19 protein-coding genes are annotated in these 19,902 nt (G+C 70.3%); 17 read left to right on the plus strand and 2 right to left on the minus strand.

Annotated elements, in window-relative coordinates:
* The first annotated feature begins 55 nt into the window (after window positions 1–55).
* The gene (locus RV986_RS50480; protein WP_475923836.1) at window positions 56–1,684 is read left to right on the plus strand and encodes a carboxylesterase/lipase family protein; all 1,629 of its coding nucleotides are present in this window, start codon (window positions 56–58) and stop codon (window positions 1,682–1,684) included.
* Between the two features lie 13 nt (window positions 1,685–1,697).
* Here the strand turns inward: RV986_RS50480 and RV986_RS50485 are convergent, their stop codons facing one another.
* Window positions 1,698–2,102, minus strand: a complete 405-nt coding sequence (locus tag RV986_RS50485; RefSeq protein WP_475923837.1) for a cupin domain-containing protein — start codon at window positions 2,100–2,102, stop codon at window positions 1,698–1,700.
* Window positions 2,103–2,335: 233 nt separating this feature from the next.
* Here RV986_RS50485 and RV986_RS50490 point away from each other — a divergent pair, with 233 nt between their 5' ends.
* The 12 genes from RV986_RS50490 (at window position 2,336) to RV986_RS50545 (ending at window position 13,819) form a co-directional block, all read left to right on the plus strand.
* On the plus strand, window positions 2,336–2,899 hold the full coding sequence (locus RV986_RS50490) for a carboxymuconolactone decarboxylase family protein (protein WP_475923838.1): 564 nt from the start codon (window positions 2,336–2,338) through the stop codon (window positions 2,897–2,899).
* A gap of 38 nt (window positions 2,900–2,937) precedes the next feature.
* Window positions 2,938–4,473 carry a sugar ABC transporter ATP-binding protein gene (locus RV986_RS50495; protein WP_475923839.1) on the plus strand — a complete coding sequence of 512 codons (1,536 nt, stop codon included), beginning with the start codon at window positions 2,938–2,940 and terminating at the stop codon, window positions 4,471–4,473.
* A complete protein-coding gene (locus RV986_RS50500; RefSeq protein WP_475923840.1) occupies window positions 4,470–5,486 on the plus strand; it encodes an ABC transporter permease in 1,017 nt (338 codons plus the stop codon). Before RV986_RS50495 ends, RV986_RS50500 begins: the two co-directional genes overlap by 4 nt.
* A gap of 49 nt (window positions 5,487–5,535) precedes the next feature.
* Entirely contained in the window at window positions 5,536–6,483 is a 948-nt protein-coding gene (locus tag RV986_RS50505; RefSeq protein WP_475923841.1) for a sugar ABC transporter substrate-binding protein, read from the plus strand.
* A gap of 228 nt (window positions 6,484–6,711) precedes the next feature.
* Entirely contained in the window at window positions 6,712–7,623 is a 912-nt protein-coding gene (locus tag RV986_RS50510) for a LysR family transcriptional regulator (protein ID WP_475923842.1), read from the plus strand.
* A gap of 185 nt (window positions 7,624–7,808) precedes the next feature.
* Window positions 7,809–8,729, plus strand: coding sequence for a VOC family protein (locus RV986_RS50515; protein WP_475923843.1), 921 nt, complete (start codon window positions 7,809–7,811; stop codon window positions 8,727–8,729).
* A 67-nt stretch (window positions 8,730–8,796) separates the two neighbouring features.
* Window positions 8,797–10,245, plus strand: coding sequence for an NAD-dependent succinate-semialdehyde dehydrogenase (locus RV986_RS50520; protein WP_475923844.1), 1,449 nt, complete (start codon window positions 8,797–8,799; stop codon window positions 10,243–10,245).
* Window positions 10,246–10,250: 5 nt separating this feature from the next.
* Complete coding sequence (locus RV986_RS50525; RefSeq protein ID WP_475923845.1) at window positions 10,251–11,048, plus strand: fumarylacetoacetate hydrolase family protein; 798 nt, start codon at window positions 10,251–10,253, stop codon at window positions 11,046–11,048.
* 19 nt (window positions 11,049–11,067) lie between these two features.
* A complete protein-coding gene (locus tag RV986_RS50530) occupies window positions 11,068–11,439 on the plus strand; it encodes a VOC family protein (protein ID WP_475923846.1) in 372 nt (123 codons plus the stop codon).
* A 50-nt stretch (window positions 11,440–11,489) separates the two neighbouring features.
* Entirely contained in the window at window positions 11,490–12,275 is a 786-nt protein-coding gene (locus RV986_RS50535) for an alpha/beta fold hydrolase (protein ID WP_475923847.1), read from the plus strand.
* Window positions 12,272–12,760: a GlcG/HbpS family heme-binding protein gene (locus tag RV986_RS50540; protein ID WP_475923848.1), complete on the plus strand. Its 489-nt coding sequence runs from the start codon at window positions 12,272–12,274 to the stop codon at window positions 12,758–12,760. Before RV986_RS50535 ends, RV986_RS50540 begins: the two co-directional genes overlap by 4 nt.
* A 3-nt stretch (window positions 12,761–12,763) precedes the next feature.
* The gene (locus RV986_RS50545) at window positions 12,764–13,819 is read left to right on the plus strand and encodes a uroporphyrinogen decarboxylase/cobalamine-independent methonine synthase family protein (protein WP_475923849.1); all 1,056 of its coding nucleotides are present in this window, start codon (window positions 12,764–12,766) and stop codon (window positions 13,817–13,819) included.
* Between the two features lie 52 nt (window positions 13,820–13,871).
* Here RV986_RS50545 and RV986_RS50550 read toward each other — a convergent pair whose 3' ends face one another.
* The gene (locus tag RV986_RS50550) at window positions 13,872–14,159 is read right to left on the minus strand and encodes a putative quinol monooxygenase (RefSeq protein ID WP_475923850.1); all 288 of its coding nucleotides are present in this window, start codon (window positions 14,157–14,159) and stop codon (window positions 13,872–13,874) included.
* 234 nt (window positions 14,160–14,393) lie between these two features.
* Here RV986_RS50550 and RV986_RS50555 point away from each other — a divergent pair, with 234 nt between their 5' ends.
* The 4 genes from RV986_RS50555 (at window position 14,394) to RV986_RS50570 (ending at window position 19,896) form a co-directional block, all read left to right on the plus strand.
* Complete coding sequence (locus tag RV986_RS50555; protein ID WP_475923851.1) at window positions 14,394–15,842, plus strand: aldehyde dehydrogenase family protein; 1,449 nt, start codon at window positions 14,394–14,396, stop codon at window positions 15,840–15,842.
* 82 nt (window positions 15,843–15,924) lie between these two features.
* Complete coding sequence (gene lhgO, locus RV986_RS50560; RefSeq protein WP_475923852.1) at window positions 15,925–17,160, plus strand: L-2-hydroxyglutarate oxidase; 1,236 nt, start codon at window positions 15,925–15,927, stop codon at window positions 17,158–17,160.
* Window positions 17,161–17,303: 143 nt separating this feature from the next.
* Window positions 17,304–18,164 carry an amidohydrolase family protein gene (locus tag RV986_RS50565; protein ID WP_475923853.1) on the plus strand — a complete coding sequence of 287 codons (861 nt, stop codon included), beginning with the start codon at window positions 17,304–17,306 and terminating at the stop codon, window positions 18,162–18,164.
* 13 nt (window positions 18,165–18,177) lie between these two features.
* Window positions 18,178–19,896 carry a thiamine pyrophosphate-dependent enzyme gene (locus RV986_RS50570; protein ID WP_475923854.1) on the plus strand — a complete coding sequence of 573 codons (1,719 nt, stop codon included), beginning with the start codon at window positions 18,178–18,180 and terminating at the stop codon, window positions 19,894–19,896.
* Window positions 19,897–19,902: the final 6 nt, after the last annotated feature.

The following is a 19,902-nucleotide window of genomic DNA, read 5'->3' on the forward strand; positions in this document are numbered from 1 at the left end:
CGCTCCGGTAGCGATGAGACCCATGAGATTACGTCGCAGACCAGCAGCCGCCCTGGTGACCGCGAGCCTGATCGGCCTGGGGCTGATGTCCCCGGTGCCGGCCGGGGCACGGCCCGACAGCACCGCCGAAGCGCACTCCGCCCGGCCCGTGTCCACCCTGGTGGAGACCGGCAACGGCACGGTGAGGGGGCGGAGCCGGACCGGGTACGACGAGTGGCTCGGCATTCCGTACGCCGCCGATCCGACCGGGAAGCTCCGGTGGACCGCCCCGCGGCCGCCGGCCCACTGGAGCGGTGTCCGCGACGCCGCGGGGTTCGGTGACCGCTGCGCCCAGGCCGCCGGCTGGGACCCCGGCTACGAGAACCCGACCCGCACCGAGGACTGCCTGTCGCTCAACGTCTACACCCCGCGGGGGACGACACAAGGACAGCTCCCGGTACTGGTGTGGATCCACGGCGGGGGCTTCACCGGCGGTGCGGGCCAGGACACCGACCCCCGTAAGTTCGCCGAACAGGCGCATGCGGTCGTCGTCACCGTCAACTACCGGCTGGGCGCGCTGGGGTTCCTCAACCTTCCGCAGCTGCGGCAGGAGAACGCCGACGGACCAGGGAACTTCGGCCTCCTCGACCAGCAGGCGGCGCTGCGCTGGGTGCACACCGACATCGGCCGTTTCGGCGGCGACACGGGCGAGGTCACCATCGCCGGTCAGTCCGCCGGCGGCACCTCCGTCTGCGCCCAACTGGCCTCGCCGACCGCCAAGGGCCTCTTCTCCCGCGCGATCATCATGAGCGGCAGCTGCAGCCTGCAGTCCGCCGCGGCGGGGGAGACGTCGAGCCTGGCCTTCGTGGCGCAGGCCGGCTGCTCCACCGCCCCGGACGTGCTCGCCTGCCTGCGCGCCACCCCGGCGGCCGAACTCGTCGCCGCCCAGCAGAAGGCGGGCGTCCGGCCCTCACTCGGCGGCGCCGCCTTCCCCGTCGACCCCGCGGCCGCGGTCCCGGCCGGGAGGTTCCACCGCGTTCCGGTCCTGCTCGGACAGGTCAACAACGAGCGGGCGCTGTTCACGTTCCAGAACTACGACTACCTGGGCAAGCCACTGACCGCGCCGCAGTACGAGGCACTGGTGAGGTCGGCGTACGGCGCCGACGCGGACCGGATCCTCGCCGAGTATCCGGTGAGCGCCTTCGACTCCCCGGGGGTCGCCTGGACCACCGTGCAGAACGACTCGACCGCGTACACCCGGCACCGGGTGATGGGACAGCTGGCGCGGTATGTGCCCACGTACGCCTACGAGTTCGCGGAGAGCGCCACACCGCAGTTCGCGTCGATCCATCTGATCCAGCAGAAGAGCGAGGTCGCGCGGAACTTCCCGTTCGGCGCCACGCACGTCGACGACCTCGGCTACCTCTGGGAGTACCTCGGTCAGACACTGCCGTACAGCGACGACGAGTTGGAGCTGTCCGACCAGATGATCGGCTACTGGGGCGCGTTCACCGCGAAGGGCGACCCGAACGGTGACCGCACCCCCAAGTGGCCGGCGTACAGCCCGTGGACCGACGCGATGATGTCGCTGGCCGCCTGTGCCACCCCGCCCGCCTCCGACCGGCCGCCGGCCGCGTGCTCCAAGGTCACCGACCGGTTCGGCGGCGAGCACAACCTGGCGTTCTGGGCGGCGCTCGCCTCCTGACGGACGGTGTCACTCACCCCATCTGATCCTGTGCCGAGAGATGCGCGACCGTCACTCCGGTCTCGGTGAACGTACGTGTGACCGTCCCCGAGGTGTAGACCCACAGAATGCGCAGGGGGCGGTCGCCGATGTTCCGGAACAGATGGGGGACGGGCGACGGGACATAGGTGGTGTCGAACTGCTCCAGCTTCGTCACCTCGCCGTCGACCACCACCTCCGCCTCGCCTTCGAGGATCGTCACGTGCTCGTCGCAGTTGTGCGAGTGCAACGGCGCCCCGGAACCGACCGGATACACGCTCATGCCGCTGGTGATGCGGTTCTCGCCGGCCGCCGACGTCGTGGTGACGAGCGGTGTCGTCACGACGGCACCGCCGCGATCGAGCAGCGGCACGGACGCGACTTTGATGATCGTGCTCATCCGGGGTTCCTCTCCCATCAACGGTGATGTGTCGATCGACGTTAGGTCGCGTCCCCATGAATCGGTGCCCTCCGGCGTGCAGTTTTACCTTGCACTCCGGGAGGGGTGAGCTTCTCGAACTCGGCTGTACCTTCGGCTGGCATCGCACGGCTTCCCCGTACGTGCCGGAAACGCGCCGGAAAGAGAAGGCAGGTATCGGTCACATGAGGCTCCCCGTTCTCACCGATGAGGAAATGAATCCCCGCCAGCAGGAACTGGCCGCCCGCATCGCCGGCCGGCGCGGCGCCGTCCGTGGCCCGTTCCGGGTCTGGCTGCACAGCCCGGAGATGTGCGAGCGTGCCGAGTCCCTCGGTGCCTTCGCCCGTTTCGACTGCAGCCTGCCCAAGCACCTGCGTGAACTCACGCTGCTGATGGCCGCCCGCAACTGGGACGCGCAGTACTCCTGGAACGCGCATGTGCACCAGGCCATCGAGGCCGGCATCCCGGAGGCCGCCGTCAAGGCCGTCGCCGAGAAGCGCGAGGCGGTCTTCGACAACGACGCGGACCAGGCCTTCTACCAGTTCTGCCGCGAGATCCTGGAGGAGCACTTCGTCACCGACGAGACCTTCGCCCGCGCCCTGGAACACTTCGGCCCCAAGGGCCTGGTCGACACCATCGGCGCGCTCGGCAACTTCACCATGCTCGGAATGTGCCTGAACACCTTCCAGGTGGACCTGCAGGCCGATCGCGAGCCCCCCTTCCCCGACATCCGCGGCTACGAGCGTGTCGTCCCCGACGGGGACGGGCCCCGGCCGTGAGTGCCCTGTCGGACCCGAGCACGCAGGGAGGTACCGCCGTGACGCCCAGGACACCGCCCGCGCCCGGCCGCGGTGCCGGCACGACGCCCGAGGCCGTGGTGCGGGTACGAGGCGTCACCAAGAGCTTCGGCGGGGCGGCCGCGCTCAAGGGCGTGGATCTCGACCTGTACCCCGGCGAGGTCCATGCGCTGATGGGCATGAACGGAGCCGGCAAGTCGACGCTGGTGCAGATCCTCTCGGGGGTCCACCAACCCGACGGAGGCACCATCGAGGTCAACGGGGACACGCACTCCGGCCTCACCGTACGCAGGGCCCGACGGCTCGGTATCGCTTCGGTTCCCCAGCGCCGCGAACTGGCGATGGGCCTGACCGTGGCCGAGAACGTCATGCTGGGCGACCTGCCCACCCGGCGCGGCACCGTGCACTGGAAAGCGGTCAGGTCCGAGGCGCGAGAGGCGCTGTCCGGCCTCGGCATCGACATCGACGTGGAGCGGACCGCGAGTTCGCTGACCGTCGCCGAGCAGACCATGGTGGAGGTGGCGCGGGAGGTCCGCCGCGGCGGCCGGATCCTGATCCTCGACGAGCCGACCGCCTGCCTCAGCGCGGAGGCCGCCCACCAGATCAGGGACCTGGTGCGCACCCTGCGCGACGAGGGCGTCGCCGTCGTCTACATCTCGCACTACATCGACGAGGTCATGGCCGTCGCGGACCGCCTCACCGTCCTGCGGGACGGAGCCGTGGTGCGCAGCGCGTCGTCCGGCGACCTGGACCCGGCCGGGCTCGTGCGCAGCATGGTCGGCCGGGACGTGGTCTCCCGGCGTGCCGAACGTGGCGCCCCGAAGGACGAGATCGGTCTCGCGGTGCACGACCTGAGTGACGGCCGGGCCATCCGGGACTTCACCGTCGAGGTACGCAAGGGCGAGATCGTCGCGGTACTGGGACCGGCCGGGGACGCGCAGTCGCGCCTCTTCGACCTGCTGTCCGGCCGCCGCCGCCCCGACACCGGCGCACTGCTCGTCGACGGCGCCCCCGTGCCCCTCGGCCGGGTGCACGCCTCCCTCACCAGCGGCCTGCGCTGTGTCACCGGAGACCGCCGGGCGCTGGGCCTGGTCCCGGGCATGTCCCTGGACGAGAACCTGATGCTGGCCGACGACCGCTTCGCGCGCCGCCGTGTGCACCGGCGCGCGGCGCTCACCCGCCGGGCGGCGCCGCTGCGCAGAAGCTACGGAGTGGTCTCCCTGACCGGCAACCCGCCGGTGAGCGCGCTGTCCGGAGGCAACCAGCAGAAGGTCCTGCTGGCCAAGTGGCTGCAGACCGAGCCGGTCGCCTGCTTCCTCGAAGACCCCACCAACGGCGTGGACATCGCGGCCATGGCCGACATCCACACCCTCGTCGACGACCTCGCCTCGCGGGGCGCGGCCGTGCTGCTCGCCTCCTCGTCCGCCGAGGAGGTCATGCGCCTGGCCGACCGTGTCGTGGTCGTCAGCGCCGGCCGGACCGTCGCCGAACACGACATCACCGCCATCACCCACGACGAACTCGTCGCCACCGCTCTCGGAGGTCAACCGCAGTGAGCGTCAAGACACTTTCCGACGCCCCGGGCGTCTCCGGCGACCCTCCCGAGGCCACCGGGCGCGGCCTCCCCCTCGGCGCCCTGCGCCGCGCGCCGCACACCGGCCTGATCGCGGTCCTGGTCGTGGTGGTGGTCGCCACCGCGCTGCAGACCGACTCGTTCGCCACCACGACCAACCTGATCAACGTGCTCCGCCAGGTGAGCGTCACCGCGGTGATCGCCGCGGGCCTCACCCTGCTCATGACCGCGGGCGGCATGGACTTCTCCATGGGCAGCAATGTCTCGGTCACCACCGCCGTCGGGGCGCAGCTGCTCTCCCACGGCCACTCCACCGCGTTCACCGTCATCGCCTCCGTCCTGCTCGCCACCGTCATCGGGCTGGTCAACGGGCTGGTGGTGACGTTCACCAACGTGGCCCCGTTCGTCGCGACCCTGGCGACGGCCACCCTGCTGGACGGTGTCGCGCTCCTGGTGCTGAACGGCCTCAGCGTCTCCATCGGCACCAGGATGTTCCCGCTGGGCAACGACAAGGTCCTCGGGGTGCCGTATCTGCTGATCGTGGCGGTCCTCGTGCTGGTGGCGACCGCCCTGGTCATGCGGTTCACCGTGTTCGGCCGGGACGCCTTCGCCATCGGCGGCAACGAGCACGTCGCCCGGCTCAGCGGTATCAACGTCACCGCGCGCAAACTCGCGCTGTACGCCATCACCGGCGCCCTCTCGGGCCTCGCGGGCGTGATGCTGCTGTCCCGGCTGGGGTCCAGCAGCCCCGGCACCGGCGGCCTCACGTTGCAGCTCACCGCCGTCGCCGCGGTGGTGATCGGCGGCACCTCGCTCGCCGGCGGTCACGGGACCGTCGTGGGGACCGCGCTCGGCGTCCTGCTGCTCGGAGTGGTGGCCAACGCCCTCAACCTCGTGCAGGTCTCCAGCTACTTCCAGCAGGTCTCCGTGGGCGGCGTGCTGCTCATCGCGGCCATCGCCAACGAGTTCCACAAGGCCCGCTCGGCACGGCACTGACCCCGCTCGGCCTCCTCTCCGCACAGTCCGTCATGAAAGGCGTACATCCATGAGACTCTCCGCCCGCTCCCGCCGAGCGATGCTCGCCGCCGTCGCCGGCACCACCCTGGTGCTGAGCGGCTGCGGCAAGGACACCGGCAGCGGGTCCGGCGCCGTGACCCTTGGGTTCGTCAACGGCGGCGACACCGAGTTCCACACCTGTCTGCAGAAAGCCCTGGAGCAGACGGCGAAGTCGGAGGGGGCCAAGGTCTACACGGCCAACTCCCACCAGAACTCGGGGACCGAGCTGTCCAATATCGAGGACATGATCTCCCGCAATGTGAGCGCGCTCATCGTGCAGACCGTCAACGTCGACGCGCTCAAGGGCGACATAGCCAAGGCCAAGGCCTCGAACATCCCGATCTACCTGACGTCCGTGGCCACCAGCGACGTGAACGACATCCTCGGCGCGGCCGTCGTCGACCTCACCAAGGTCGGCAGCGCGGACGCCGGCTGGGTCGCGAAGGACGCCGCCGGCAAGGACGTACAGGTCGGTGTGGTCGCGGGCGCTCCCGGTGCCGCCTCCGACCTGCTCGTGGGCGGTTTCACCAAGGCCCTGCCGAGCAACGCCAAGGTGGTCGCCAACCAGCCCGGCATGTTCAACGCGGCCAAGGCGCAGGACGTCGCCGAGAACATGATCCAGGCCCACCCCGACCTGGACTACGCCTTCGTCGCCAATGAGGAGATGGGCTTCGCCGTACGCAAGGCGTTCGATGCCGCCGGTGCCACGAAGGTCAAGATCGTGACCACCAACGGCACCGACGAGGGCCTGGCCGCCGTCAAGGACGGCCGTTTCTCCGCCACCGTGGCGAACTCGGCGATGACGATCGGCCAGACGGCCGCCAAGAACGCGGTGGGTCTCCTCGACAAGAAGAAGGTTGACAAGATTGCCAACATTCCACTTCTCTTGGTCACCAAGGACAACCTGAGTCAGGCACCCCAGTACTGCCCCAAGTAACCGAGCCCGCGTCACCAGGGGTGCCTGCCGCACGGTGTCATGAGCCGCCCGTCCACCGCGTCGCCGGAATGCCCGGCAGAGCCGCCGCAAGGGTGTTCCGGTGCGGCGCGACCGTCTCCCCGACGGCCGCCGTGCCCATCGGGCGGACGGACGCAACGCCCGCACACCCGCACGACCGGCACCGCCGCCGGGGCCCATCCCTGGCAGTCGTGGGCCTCCGGAGGAAACATGGACCGCTTGCTCCTCATGCACAGCTTCGTCATCGTCGCGCAGTCCGGCAGCTTCAGCGGAGCAGCCAAGAAGCTGGGCTCCTCGGGATCGCTGGTGTCACGGCACGTCGCCGAGCTGGAACGGCAGGTGGGCGTCCGGCTGGTCAACCGCACGGCCCGCTCGGTGAGCCTCACCGAACCGGGGCAGCGGTACGCCGAATTCGCCGCGCGCATACTTGAGGAAATCGAGGCCGAGGACGCCGTCATCGCGCATCAGCACGACCGCGCCGAGGGCTCGCTCAGCATCATCTGCCCCAAGTGGATCGGAAGTCTGGATCTCGGGGACGCGATCGCCGCCTTTTCCGCGGCTCATCCCAAAATCCAGGTCCGCTTCGAGCTGGGCGGCATGTCCGACCGGACCTACGATTTCCTGGACGGCGGCTTCGACGTGGCCTTCCACACCCGCGACCTGCGGGACTCCAGTGTGCGGCTCAAGAAGATCGCCTCGCTGCCCTTCGTGCTCTGCGCCTCGAAGGGCTACCTGGACCGGCAGGGCCCGCTCGGCGAGCCCAACGCCCTCGCCCACCACGACTGCCTGGTCCACGTCAACGACCCGGTCTGGCGCATCGGGCACGGACACGCGTCCACCCTGCACAAGATCCGCAATGTGGCGTTCTCGTCCAACTCGTACATCGCCCTGCAGAAGGCGGCCGTCCACGGCCGCGGCATCGCCCTGCTGCCGCAGCGCCCGGCCTATGACGACCTCATCTCCGGCGCCCTGCGGATCCTGCTGCCCGAGCTCGCGGTGCCGGACCGCCCGCTCTTCGCGATCTACGGCCCCGGCCAGGTCACCCCGAGGAAAATCACCGTATTCCTTGACTTTCTCACCGAATGGTTCTCGAACAATCCCATTCCGGCGATCGACCGCTGATTCGAACCGGCCTGGCTTGACCATGTCCGGTCACGGTCCGGATCAAACGACCGAGAACGCAAGAAACGATTGCAATGCCCGCGTGACCAGACTGTTGAGGCTGCCAAAGCCGCAAATCTACGATCGCCGGGAACCGGTGACCGTATCAGCAGCGCAGGCGCGATCTGCGACGAAGCGAGGAATCCATGGGAATCCAGAGAATCGAATCGGTCACCTACGGCATCGGCGACCTCGACGAGTGCGCCCGCTTCTTCGACGACTTCGGACTGTTCCTGGTGGAACGGACCGACGAGTACGCGGTGTTCGAGACGCTCACCGGGCAGACGCTCCATCTGGACACCGACCCCGGCCCACTGCTGCCGCCACCGCTGGAGCCGGGCCCCACCCTGCGCGAGGTGGTGTGGGGCGTCGACACCTCGCGGGAGCTGGAGCGGCTGGTGACGGCCGCCGGCCGTGACCGGGCGGTCCGGGAGGATGCCGCCGGTGTGTTCCACACCGTGGACGAGACCGGGTTCGGGGTCGGCCTGACCCTGGCCCGGCCGAAGCCCGCGCCCGTCACCCCTCGGCCCGCCAACGCGCTGGGCAGCGTCGACCGCTGGAACACCGCCCTGGAGCCGATCACCCGCGTGCACCCGCTGCGCATGTGCCATGTCGCCCTCAACATCTTCAAGGAGGGCCAGGAAGAGGCCGTCGCGTTCTACGTCGAACGCCTCGGCTTCCGGCCGACCGACGTGGTCGAGCCCATGGGCGTCTTCATGCAGGCACCCGGCGACCAGGACCAGCACACGATGCTGCTGTGCCACCGCCCCGACAAGGCCGGTGTCAACCACGTCGCGTACGAGGTCCCCGGCTTCGACGACGTCATCGAGGGCGGCAACTACATGATCGACCACGGCTGGCGAGAGGCCCGCAGACTGGGCCGCCACACCGTGGGTTCGAACGTCTTCCGGTTCGTGCACGCGCCCTGCGGCGGACGGGTCGAGTACGCCGCCGACATGGACCGCGTCGACGACGCGTACGAGACCCGGGTCCACGAGACCACCCCGCCCCACCACATCTGGGCACTGCGCACCAACCGCGACCAGCAGGACGCCCCCGCCTCCTGACCCCCCTCGGCCTTCGGCCGGGGACCCCGTTTTCGCTTCGCTCGCCGGCCTGAGAGGGCATCCATTCATGACCACCGACCACGGCTACCCCGCTGTCCGTATGTACATAGCGGGCGAGTGGTGCCAGGGCGGCACCGGACGTACCGCCCCGATCGTGAACCCGGCCACCGAGAAGGTGATCGGAGAAGTACCGCTCGCCACCACCGCCGACCTGGACCGGGCCCTGGGCGCCGCCGCCGAGGGCTTCAGGACCTGGCGCGACACGCCCGTCGCCCGGCGCACCGCCCTCCTGCACGCCGCCGCCGACCTGCTGACGGAACGCAGCGCGGAGGTCGGGCGGATCATGACCCTGGAGCAGGGCAAGCCCCTCGCCGAGGCCACCGGGGAGGCCCGCCGCGTCGCGGACACCCTGCGCTGGCACGCCGACGACGCCCGCCGCGCCTACGGCCGCATCATCCCCTCCGCGCCCGGCACCCTGCTGTCCGTACGGCGCGAACCCATCGGCCCCGTCGCCGCGTTCGTCCCCTGGAACTTCCCGGCGGGCGGGCCGATGCGGAAGATCTCCTCCGCGCTCTCCGCGGGCTGCTCCATCATCATCAAGGCCTCGGAGGAGACACCCGCCACCGCCGCGGCCCTGGTGGCCTGCTTCGTGGACGCGGGCCTGCCGGCCGGCGCGCTGAACCTCGTCTTCGGTGAACCCGCCGAGGTCTCCGCCCACCTCATCGCCTCCCCGGTCACCCGCCTGATCGCCTTCACCGGCTCGGTCCCCGTGGGCAAGCTGCTCGCCGCCGCGGCCGGCGAGGTCATGAAGCCCTCCCTGATGGAGCTGGGCGGCCACGCCCCGGTGATCGTGTGCGCGGACGCCGACCCGGCCAGGGCCGCCCGCCGCGCCGCGCAGGCGAAGTTCGCCAATGCCGGACAGGTGTGCACCTCGCCGAGCCGGTTCCTGGTCCACGAAAGCCTCGTCGAGGACTTCACCGCCGAGTTCGTGAAGGCCGCCGAGGCGGTCGTCGTCGGTGACGGTCTCGCGGAGGGCACCACCATGGGACCGCTCGCCAACGAGCGCCGGCTCCAGGCCGTTCAGCGCCTGACCGCCGACGCCGTCGGCCGCGGCGCCACGGTCCGCACCGGCGGCGAGCGCCTGGACCGCTCGGGGTACTTCTTCACGCCGACCGTCCTGACCGACGTACCGGCGGACGCGGACCTCATGCACGAGGAGCCCTTCGGGCCGATCGCCCCCATCGTCGCCTTCGCCGACCTCGACGAGGCGCTCACGACCGCGAACGCGCTGCCGTACGGCCTCGCCGCCTACGGTTTCACCGAGTCCGCGGCCACCGCCGAGCACCTGGTGCGCGAACTGGAGGCCGGAATCCTCTCCGTCAACCACTGCGGCGGCTCCGTCAGCGAGGCCCCCTCCGGCGGCGTCAAGGAGAGCGGCTACGGCAGGGAGGGCGGGCCCGAGGCCCTGGACGCCTACCTGATCACCAAGCGCGTCTCCCACCTGCTGGCGGGCTGAGCGCCATGCGATACACCCGTGTCTCGGTCGGCGGACGGGCGGTGTGGGGCCGGGTGGGGGAGGAGGACATCGAGCTGCTGTCCGACTCGCCCATCGACGCCACGCGGCGGCAGCCGCACACCGAACGCGGCCCCACCGTCATCGGTACGGTGCCGCGCGCCACCGCGCACTGGCTGCCCGTCGTCGTCCCGCCCGTGTTCTACGCGGTCGGCATGAACTACCCGCGGCACATCGAGCACGCGGGGGCCGAGGTCCCCAGCCGTCCCGAGGTCGGCTACCGGGCCAACAACGCGCTCACCGGACACGGTTCACCCATCGTCAAACCGGCAGACGTCGAGGGCCGGTTCGAGGCCGAACCGGAACTCGTCGCGGTCATCGGCCGTACGGTGCGGCACGCCACGTACGAGCAGGCGCGGGACGCCGTCTTCGGCTGGACCGTCGGCAACGACGTCAGCGCCCGCAGCTGGCAGCACCAGGACCGCACGTTCTGGCGCAGCAAGAACAGCGACACGTTCAAGCCCATGGGCCCCTGGATCGAGACGGACGTCGACGCGCTGGCGCAGACGACCACGCTCCGCGTCAACGGGGAGGAACGCGCGTCGTTCCCCACCGGCGACATGGTCTTCGACCCCTTCGACTACATCGTCGAGATCACCAAGCACATCACCATGCACCCCGGCGACGTGCTGTGGATGGGCGCCGAGTCCACCTGCCAGCTGGAGGCGGGCGACACCGTCGAGGTCGAGATCAGCGGCATCGGCGTGCTCGCCAACCCCGTACGCACAGAGGGGAACCCCGCATGAGTCCAGAAGGGAACCACACATGAGCAACGCACCCCGCTACATCCACCACGTCAACTTCCCGACCACCGACCCCGACCGCACGGCCGAGTGGTACACGAAGGTCTTCGGGATGAAGCGGATCATGCCCAAGTCCAACACCCGCGTGGTGCTGATGACCCGCGGCAACTTCGATCTGCACTTCACACCGGTCGAGGAGATGGAGCGCATGGCGCCCTATCACTTCGCCGTCGAGGTCGACGACTGGGACGAGTTCCTCGCCCACCTGGGGGAGCTGGGGATCCGGCACACCCGGCCGATCGAACGGCCGGAGAACCAGTCCAAGTTCTGCTACATCCACGATCCCGACCACACCATGATCGAGCTGGTCTTCCACGGCAAGCGCCCCAACTGACCGCGCACCCACCGGAGTCCACACCCCAGTACCGCTAGGAGTTCACTCCCATGCCCATCGCCGACTCCGACGGCACCTCCATCTACTACGAGCGCCACGGCAGTGGTCCGGCGATCCTGTTCGTGCACGGCAGCGGCGGCCACCACGCCGCCTGGTGGCAGCAGGTGGCCGCGCTGCGGGGCGAGTTCACGGTCGTCACCGTGGACCTGCGCGGCTTCGGCAAGTCCGATTCATCCATGCCCGAGTTCGACGGACAGGACTTCCCCGGCGATGTCGTAGCCGTCCTCGACCAGGAGGACCTGACCGACGTCATGCTCGTCGGCCAGTCCATCGGCTCCGTCGCCGCGCTGCGCGCCGCCCTGCTGCGTCCCGAGCGCGTCTCCTCGGTCGCCCTCGGCCACTCCCTGGGCGGCATCAGCCACCCCGAACTCAAGGAACTGGCCGCCGCCGACCGCGCCGAGGCCGTCAAACTCCCCGTCATCGACCGTCTGCTCACCCGGCGGTTCCAGCAGGAGCGGCCCGACCTCACCTTCCTCTTCCAGCAGATGGGCACGTTCAACGTCGCCAAGATGGCCGACCTGCGCAACCTCGACACCAACGGCCCCTCCCTGGAGGACATCCGGCACTCGGGCGTCAAGGTCGCCTTCCTGGCCGCCGAGAAGGACGCGGTGCTCAGCGTGAAGACCGTGACCCGCGCCCACGAACTGCTGCCCGGCTCGCACCTGGAGATCGTCCCGGACGCCCCGCACTCCATGTACTGGGAGACGCCCGAGCAGTACAACGTGGCCGTCGCCCACCTGCGCCGCACCCTCACCGCACAGAAGGAACCCGCATGAGCAGCCTCACCCTCGATGCCGCCGAAGAGATCGTCGACGCCGCCCTCAAGCGCGCCCAGTCGCTCGGGAAGGCGGTGAGCGTCGCCGTGGTGGACGCGGGCGGCTTCGTGATCAGCGTCCGCCGCTCGGACGGGGCGCGCCCGCTCACCCCGGACATCGCCCGCGCCAAGGCATACACCGCCGCCGTGATGCAGCGCCCCGGCAAGATGCTGAAGAAGTGGCAGGAGAGCCAGCCGGTGTTCTTCTCCCAGCTCTCCCAACTGCCCGGCGCCGCCCTGCCGATCATGGCCACCGAGGGCAGCGTCACCATCAAGAAGGACGGCGAGATCATCGGCGGCCTCGGCATCGCGGGCGGCACCGCGGACGAGGACCAGCAGGTCGCGGACGACGTCCTCGCATCCCTCGGCTACGAACTGGACTTCGCCGCCTGGGGCGTCGCGGGCAAGCCGGCCCCGGACGCCGAGAAGACCGAGAAGGGTGCCTGAGCCATGGCGGACACATTCAACTACCGCATCGACCACCACGGCAGCCTGGTCCGCCCCGCCGCCCTCCTGGCGGCCCGCGAGAAGGCCGCCAACGGGGAGACCGACGCCGAGGCCCTGCACGAGGCAGAACTTGAGGCGGTCGACGAGCTGGTGGCCTACCAGCGCAAGCTGCGGACCACGGTCGTCACCGACGGGGACTTTCCCCGCGAGGACTTCCGCAGCGCCGTCTTCGACGCGGTTTCCGGCTTCCGGCGTACCGGGGAGGAGGCCCCCGGCGGTCTGTCCCGCTGGGTGGCGGAGTCCCTGCCCAAGGCCAACGGCCCGCTGGTGACCGACTGGGCGGGGCGGATCGCCGACATGACGTGGATCGCCGCCAAGGTCTCGCTGCCGTCCCCGGCCTATCTGGCCGCCACCACGTTCGAGCCCGAGTTCGCCGCATCGGGCGGCCCCTCCTCGGCCCGCGAACTCGGCGAGGCGCTCGCGGAGATCATCCACGCCGAGATCGAGCTGCTGATCTCCCGGGGTGTCCGCCTGATCCAGCTGAACAACCCGCTCCTGCTCGGTCACGTCGCTGTCGACCCGGCTGTCCCCGGTGCGCTGTCGTTCGAGGACGCGCTGGCCGTGGAGGCCCTGGCAGTACGGTCGGGCTCACGCCCTGAGGGCCTGCGGGTGGGTGTCTGCCCCGGCTGGGAGGCCCCGGCCGCGGTGGACCGGGCCAGGGCCGAGCGCCTGTACGGGGAGATCCCGGCGGACCGGTGGATCCTGCCGTACGACAAGGGCACCGACGCCGAGCTGGAGCTGATCAAGGCTGTGCCCGAGGAGCGGGACGTGTGTCTGGGCGTTCTCGACCCGGCCGTGCCCGAACTGGAGGACATCGACACGGTGATGGCCCGCATGGACGCCGCCGGCGAGGTCAAGGACCTGGAGGACATGGCCATCTCGCCCTCCCGGGGCTTCGCCGACTCGGCTGCCCGTCCGCTGCTGAACGCCGCTGACCAGCGGCGCAAGCTGGTCCACCTGGATATCCTCGCCCGCTACTGCTGGGGCAACGAGTTCTGACCCATGGAGACCCGAGGGGCCGGGAAGCGCGACCGCGCTTCCCGGCGGGACCTCAGAGGACCTCGGCGAAGGTCACCGTACGGTCGGTCAGCAGCGGCCACACCGTCTCCACGATCAGCTCGGTGAAGTGGTCGGCGACCTTGTGCGCCTCGAAGCCGGCCCGGTCGGCGTACTGCTCGTACAGCACGAAACTGCCCGGCTTGTCCGCCTCGGCGTGCACCTCGTACGCCAGGTTCGCCGGCTCGGCACGGGTGTGCTCGCGCACCTTCAGCAGCGCGGCGCGCACCGTGGCCTCGTCGGCGGGCTCGCAGTGGTAGCGGGCGATGACTGCGTAGGCCATGTCTGTTCTCCTTAGCGGAATTTCGGCTCCCGGCGGCCTCACGCACGCCGTCCGGCCTGCAGATTCCAGCACGGATCAGCCGCCCGCCGACCCGCGCGCGGCGCAAGCAATGACTGCCGCCGCGGGGCTGGTGGCCCCGCCCCGACATGGTGTGTTGTCGCATTCGGCCCTCTGCGGCCGCTCCCTGTGCAGACCGCGGATCCCGCACCGCGGCGGACGAAGGAAGTGATCTTCATGCGAACCCTGGAAACCCTCTCCGGTGGAGAGTGGGTGGCGACCGGTGAGTGGATCGATGTCCACGACCCGTCCGACCTGCGCACCCCCGTCGCCCGCGTCCCCGCACTGAGCGCCGCCGATGTCACCCGCGCCTACGACCACGCGGAGCGGGGCTTCGCCGTCTGGAAGCGCACCAGCCCCTTCGAGCGCGCCCGGATCATGACCGACGCGGCCCGGCTGCTGCGCGAACGCGTCGCGGAGATCGCCGAGGACCTGGCGACCGAGATGGGCAAGACCCGGGCCGAGGCGACCGGTGAGACGATCAAGGCCGCGGACTTCCTGGAGTACTACGCGGGTGTCGCCCGCCAGGGGTACGGCACGCTCGTGCACGACGTACGCCCGGACACCCGCACCCACCACCAGCGCGAGCCCCTCGGTGTCGTCCTCGCGATCACCCCGTGGAACGACCCGCTGATCACCCCGGCCCGCAAGCTGGCGCCGTGCCTCGCGGCGGGCAACGCGGCGATCCTCAAGCCGGCCACGGACACCCCGCAGGCCGCGCTGCACTTCGCCCGGGCCCTGGACGACGCGGGGCTGCCGGCCGGCGTCCTCAACGTGGTGACGGGCCGCGGCTCGCAGATCTCCGAAGCGCTGATCACCGACCCGCGCCTCGTCGCGCTCACCTTCACCGGCAGCAACGAGGTCGGCGAGGCCCTGCGCGCCCGGCTCGCGAACGGCAACGTCCGCTTCCAGGGCGAACTCGGCGGCAAGAACGCCACCGCCGTCCTCGCCGACGCCGATCTGAGCGCCGCCGCCAAGGCCGTCGCCGCCGCGGGCTTCGCCCAGGCCGGACAGCGCTGCACCGCCACCAGCCGGGTGATCGTCGAGCGGTCCGTGTACGAGGAGTTCACCGGACTGCTGCTCGCCGAGGCGGCCGCGCTGCGGGTCGGTCCGGGGCTCGCCGCGGGCACCACGATGGGGCCGCTGGTGAGCGCCCGCCAGCGTGACGGCGTCCTGTCCGACATCGAGCGCGCCGTCAAGCAGGGCGCGACGGTTCTCACCGGCGGCGATCAGCCCAAGGACGAGGCGCTCAGCCACGGCTGTTACGTCAATCCCACCGTGCTCGGCGATGTGACCCCGGACCAGGACATCTGGCGCGACGAGGTGTTCGGCCCCGTCGTCGCCCTGCTGCCGGTGGACTCCTTCGAGGAGGCCGTCGAAGCGGTCAACGACTCCGTCTTCGGTCTCGCCGCCGCCGTGTTCACCCAGAACCTGGGCGCCGCCTACCGCTTCGCCGACGAGGCCGAGTGCGGCCAGATCGCGGTGAACACCACCACCTCCGGCTGGGACGTCCATCACCCCTTCGGCGGCTTCCGCGACTCCGGCTCGCCGTTCAAGGAGCAGGGTGAGGAGGCCCTGCGCTTCTACACCCGGGTCAAGACCGTCGCGATCCACTTCGGTGCCTGACGGCTCCGGCGGGAACAGCGGGACCAGCGGGACCAGCGGGACCAGCGAGATCAGCGGGAACAGCGAGAACAGGAGGAAGCCGATGGCTGACGAGACGATCGGTATCGTCGGCGCCGGCATCGTGGGCCTGGCCACCGGCCGCGAGATCGCCCTGCGCCGCCCCGGCACCCGCGTCGTGGTGCTGGAGAAGGAGCGGGAGGTCGCCGTCCACCAGACCGGGCACAACTCGGGCGTGGTGCACGCGGGCATCTACTACGCGCCGGGCAGCCTCAAGGCGGAGCTGTGTGTGCGGGGCGTGTCCGACCTGCGCGAGTACTGCCAGGAACGGGGACTGCCCTACGCGGAGATCGGCAAGCTCGTCCTGGCCGTGCGCGAGGACGAACTGGGCCGGATGGAGAACCTCTACGAGCGGGCCAGGAACAACCACGTACCCGATCTGAGGAGGATCTCCCAGGAGGAGATCAAGGAGCTGGAGCCCCACGCCGGGGGCATCGCGGCCCTGCACTCCCCGCGCACCGCGATCACCGACTACCCGGCGATCGCCCGGGAGTTCGCCAAGGACATCGAGGCCTCGGGCGGCGAGGTGCGGCTCGGATTCCCCGTCACCTCCCTCACCGACGTGCCGGGCGGCATCGAGGTCGCCTCCGGACGGGCGGGGGGCGCCCCGGCCGAGGACCGGGGGCGGATCCGAGTCGACCGGCTGATCCTCTGCGCGGGCCTCCACTCGGACTCCGTCGCCCGGCTCGCCCAGGACGGGAAGGCGCCGCGGATCATCCCGTTCCGGGGCGAGTACATGCTGCTCAAACCGGAACGGACGCACCTGGTGCGCGGGCTCGTCTATCCGGTGCCGGACCCGCGTTACCCCTTCCTCGGCGTGCACTTCACCCCACGGGTGGACGGCTCGGTCGAGGTCGGCCCGAACGCCGTCCTGGCCCTGGCCAGGGAGGGCTACACACTCGGCAGGATCTCGCTCAGGGACCTCGCCGGGCTCGCGTCCTATCCCGGCTCGTGGAGGATGGCCGCCCAGCACTGGCGGACCGGCATCAAGGAGTACCGGGGCTCGCTGTCCAGGGCGGCCTTCATGAAGGACGCCAAGCTGTACGTTCCCGGGGTCGGCGTCCCGGACGTGGTCCGCGGCGGCGCCGGTGTACGCGCCCAGGCGCTGGATCCGGACGGCACGCTCGTGGACGACTTCCGCATCCATCAGGTCGGCCGGATCACCGCTGTCCGCAACGCGCCCTCGCCGGCCGCCACGGCCTCCATGGCGATCGCCGAACACATCGCCGACACCGTCTTCGGCGACGCTTCCGCAAGCTGAGAATGCCCTGCGTACAGCGGACTTTCGCGCAAGTAGTGCTTGCATCCCCGGGGCTCGGCAAGGCCTCACCGCCCGCCTAGCGTTCCTTCCACAGCACCCCACCGCCCCGCTTCGAGAGAACTTCGAGAGAAAGAGTTCAAGACATGTTCGTTGTCGACACGCAGATCCACATCTGGAAGGAAGAGACCCCGGACCGGCCCTGGGTCCCGGGCGCGCGTGAGCGCATCCGCCTCAACGGCCACCGCGAGGACCCCTTCTCCTACGAGGAGGCTCTCGAACTGATGGATGAGGCCGGCGTCAACCGGGCGCTGATCCTGCCCCCGTCGTGGGAGGGCAACCGCATCGACTACGCGCTGGAGGCCTGCGAGGCGCACCCCGACCGCTTCGGCATCATGGCCCGTGTCCCGCAGGACAACCCGGTCGAGGGCACGGCCCTGCTGACGGAGTTCGCGCAGAACCCACACATCAAGGGCACCCGGCTCACCTTCCACCGGCCCCAGGACCGCAACTGGATGATCGACGGGACCAACGACTGGTACTGGCCGATCGCCGAGGAACTCTCCATCCCCACCATGGTGCACGCGCCGATCTGGAAGCGCGAGCTCGGCCAGATCGCCGCCAAGCACCCCGGACTGAAGATCATCATCGACCACATGGGCATCATGGCCCGCTGCGTGGACGACGCGATCGGCTACTGGGTCCAGGAGACCGCCGACCTCGCCGAGCACCCCAACATCTACGTCAAGGTCTCGGCCCTGCCGGGCTACTCGACGCAGCCCTTCCCGAACAAGAACATCGAGAAGTACGTGCGCGAGATGGTCGACAAGATGGGCCCGCAGCGCTGCTTCTACGGCACCGACATCACCCGTCTGCTGGGCCACGGCATCACCTACACCGACACCATCGAACAGTTCACCAAGCACTGGGACTTCACCCCCGAGGAGCTTGAGTGGATCATGGGCCGGGGTATCTCCGAGGTCCTGAACTGGCCGATCGAGGGCTGAGGACACACCAGAGATGACGGACAGCACCAGCACGCCGGGCACAGGCAGCGGTGACGGCGGTGAGGCCTTCGTATCCGCCTTCGACGCCGTCGGTGCCGACTACCTCTTCTGTTCATCGGGGTCCGAGTGGGCCCCGGTGTGGGAGTCCCTGGCCCGCCGCCACCGCGACGGCGACCGGGCACCGCGGTACCTGGACCTGACCCACGAGACGGTGGCGGTCGGCATGGCCACCGGCTACGGCCTGGTCAAGCGCCGCCCCCAGGGTGTCCTCCTGCACGCGGCCCCCGGGCTGCTCCAGGGCTCGATGGCGGTGCACGGCGCGCTCCTCGCGGGCGTGCCCATGGTGGTCACCTCCTCGGAGTCGACCACGTACGGCGACGCCCCCGGCCACGACCCCGGCGGCCAGTGGTACCGCAACCTGTCGATCGTGGGCGGCCCGCACGGCATCGCGAGTCCGTTCACCAAGTGGTCCAACGAGGCCGCCAGCGTCCACACGCTGCCGACGATGATCACACGGGCGGCGGAGCTGGCCTGGCGCGCCCCGGCGGGCCCGGCCTACCTCAACGTCCCGCTGGAGATCCTCCTGGAGGACTGGGACGGCCGCGAGGCCAAACCGATCGTCGCGCCGGGCTCCACCCACAGCTCGCCCGAAGAGGTCGACCCGGTGGCGCAGCTGATCAGGGAGGCCCGCAACCCCGTCATCGTGACCGAGACGGCCGGCCGTGAGGCGGGCGGCTTCGAGGCCCTGGTGGCCTTCGCGGAGGCCTGGGACATCCCGGTCGTCGAGCCGGACTCGGCGGTGTGCGGCAACTTCCCGCGCACCCACCCGCTGCACGCGGGCAGCGACATCGGCCCGTGGATGGACGAGGCGGACCTCATCCTCCTCGTCAACTGCCGCGCCCCGTTCTACCCGCCGAGCCGCCGGCCCTCCACAGCACAGATCGTCGTCATCGACGAGGTGCCACAGCGCCCGCACATCGTCTACCAAGTCCTGTTCGCAGACCGGTACTTGGAGGGGAACGTCGCCAACACCCTGCGCCAGCTCACCAAGCGGGCGAAGGAGCTCGACGTGGCCGCCGTCACCGCGCGGCGCGCGGCCCAGGAGGAACGGCACGCCGACGAGCAGGCCGCGATCGCCGCGGTCGAGGCGAAGGCGGCGGGGGCCGAGGGCATCGACCCGGTGCTCGTGGCCGCGACCCTGCGCGGACTGCTCGACGGCCGGGGCGCGATCGTCGTCGACGAGACGATCACGCACAGCCGTGTCGTCAAGCGTCATCTGCAGATGTCCGACCCCGACTCGTACTTCTACGTACAGGGCGGCCTCGGCCAGGGCATCGCGGTCGCGCTCGGCGTCAAACTCGCCGCCCAGGACCGCCCGGTGGTCCTCACCATCGGCGACGGCGCCTTCACCTACAACCCGGTCATCCAGTCGTACGACGCCGCGAAGACCTACGACCTGCCGCTGCTGATCGTGGTGTTCAACAACCGCGTCTACAAGTCGATGAACCTCAACCACCGCAGGTTCTACCCCGAGGGCGCGGCCGCCGGGACCGGCGAGTGGCTCGGCACCGATCTGCACCGGCTGCCCCGCCTCGCGCAGTTCGCCGAGCCGTTCGGCATGCACACCGAGACCGTCGACGCGCCGGACGCGCTCGCCCCCGCCCTGGAGCGCGCGCTCAAGGCCGTGGCGGAGGGCACCACCGCCGTCGTCGACGTTCTCGTCACCCGCTGACCCAGG

The sequence above is a fragment of the Streptomyces sp. RLA012 genome, from assembly GCF_056270325.1.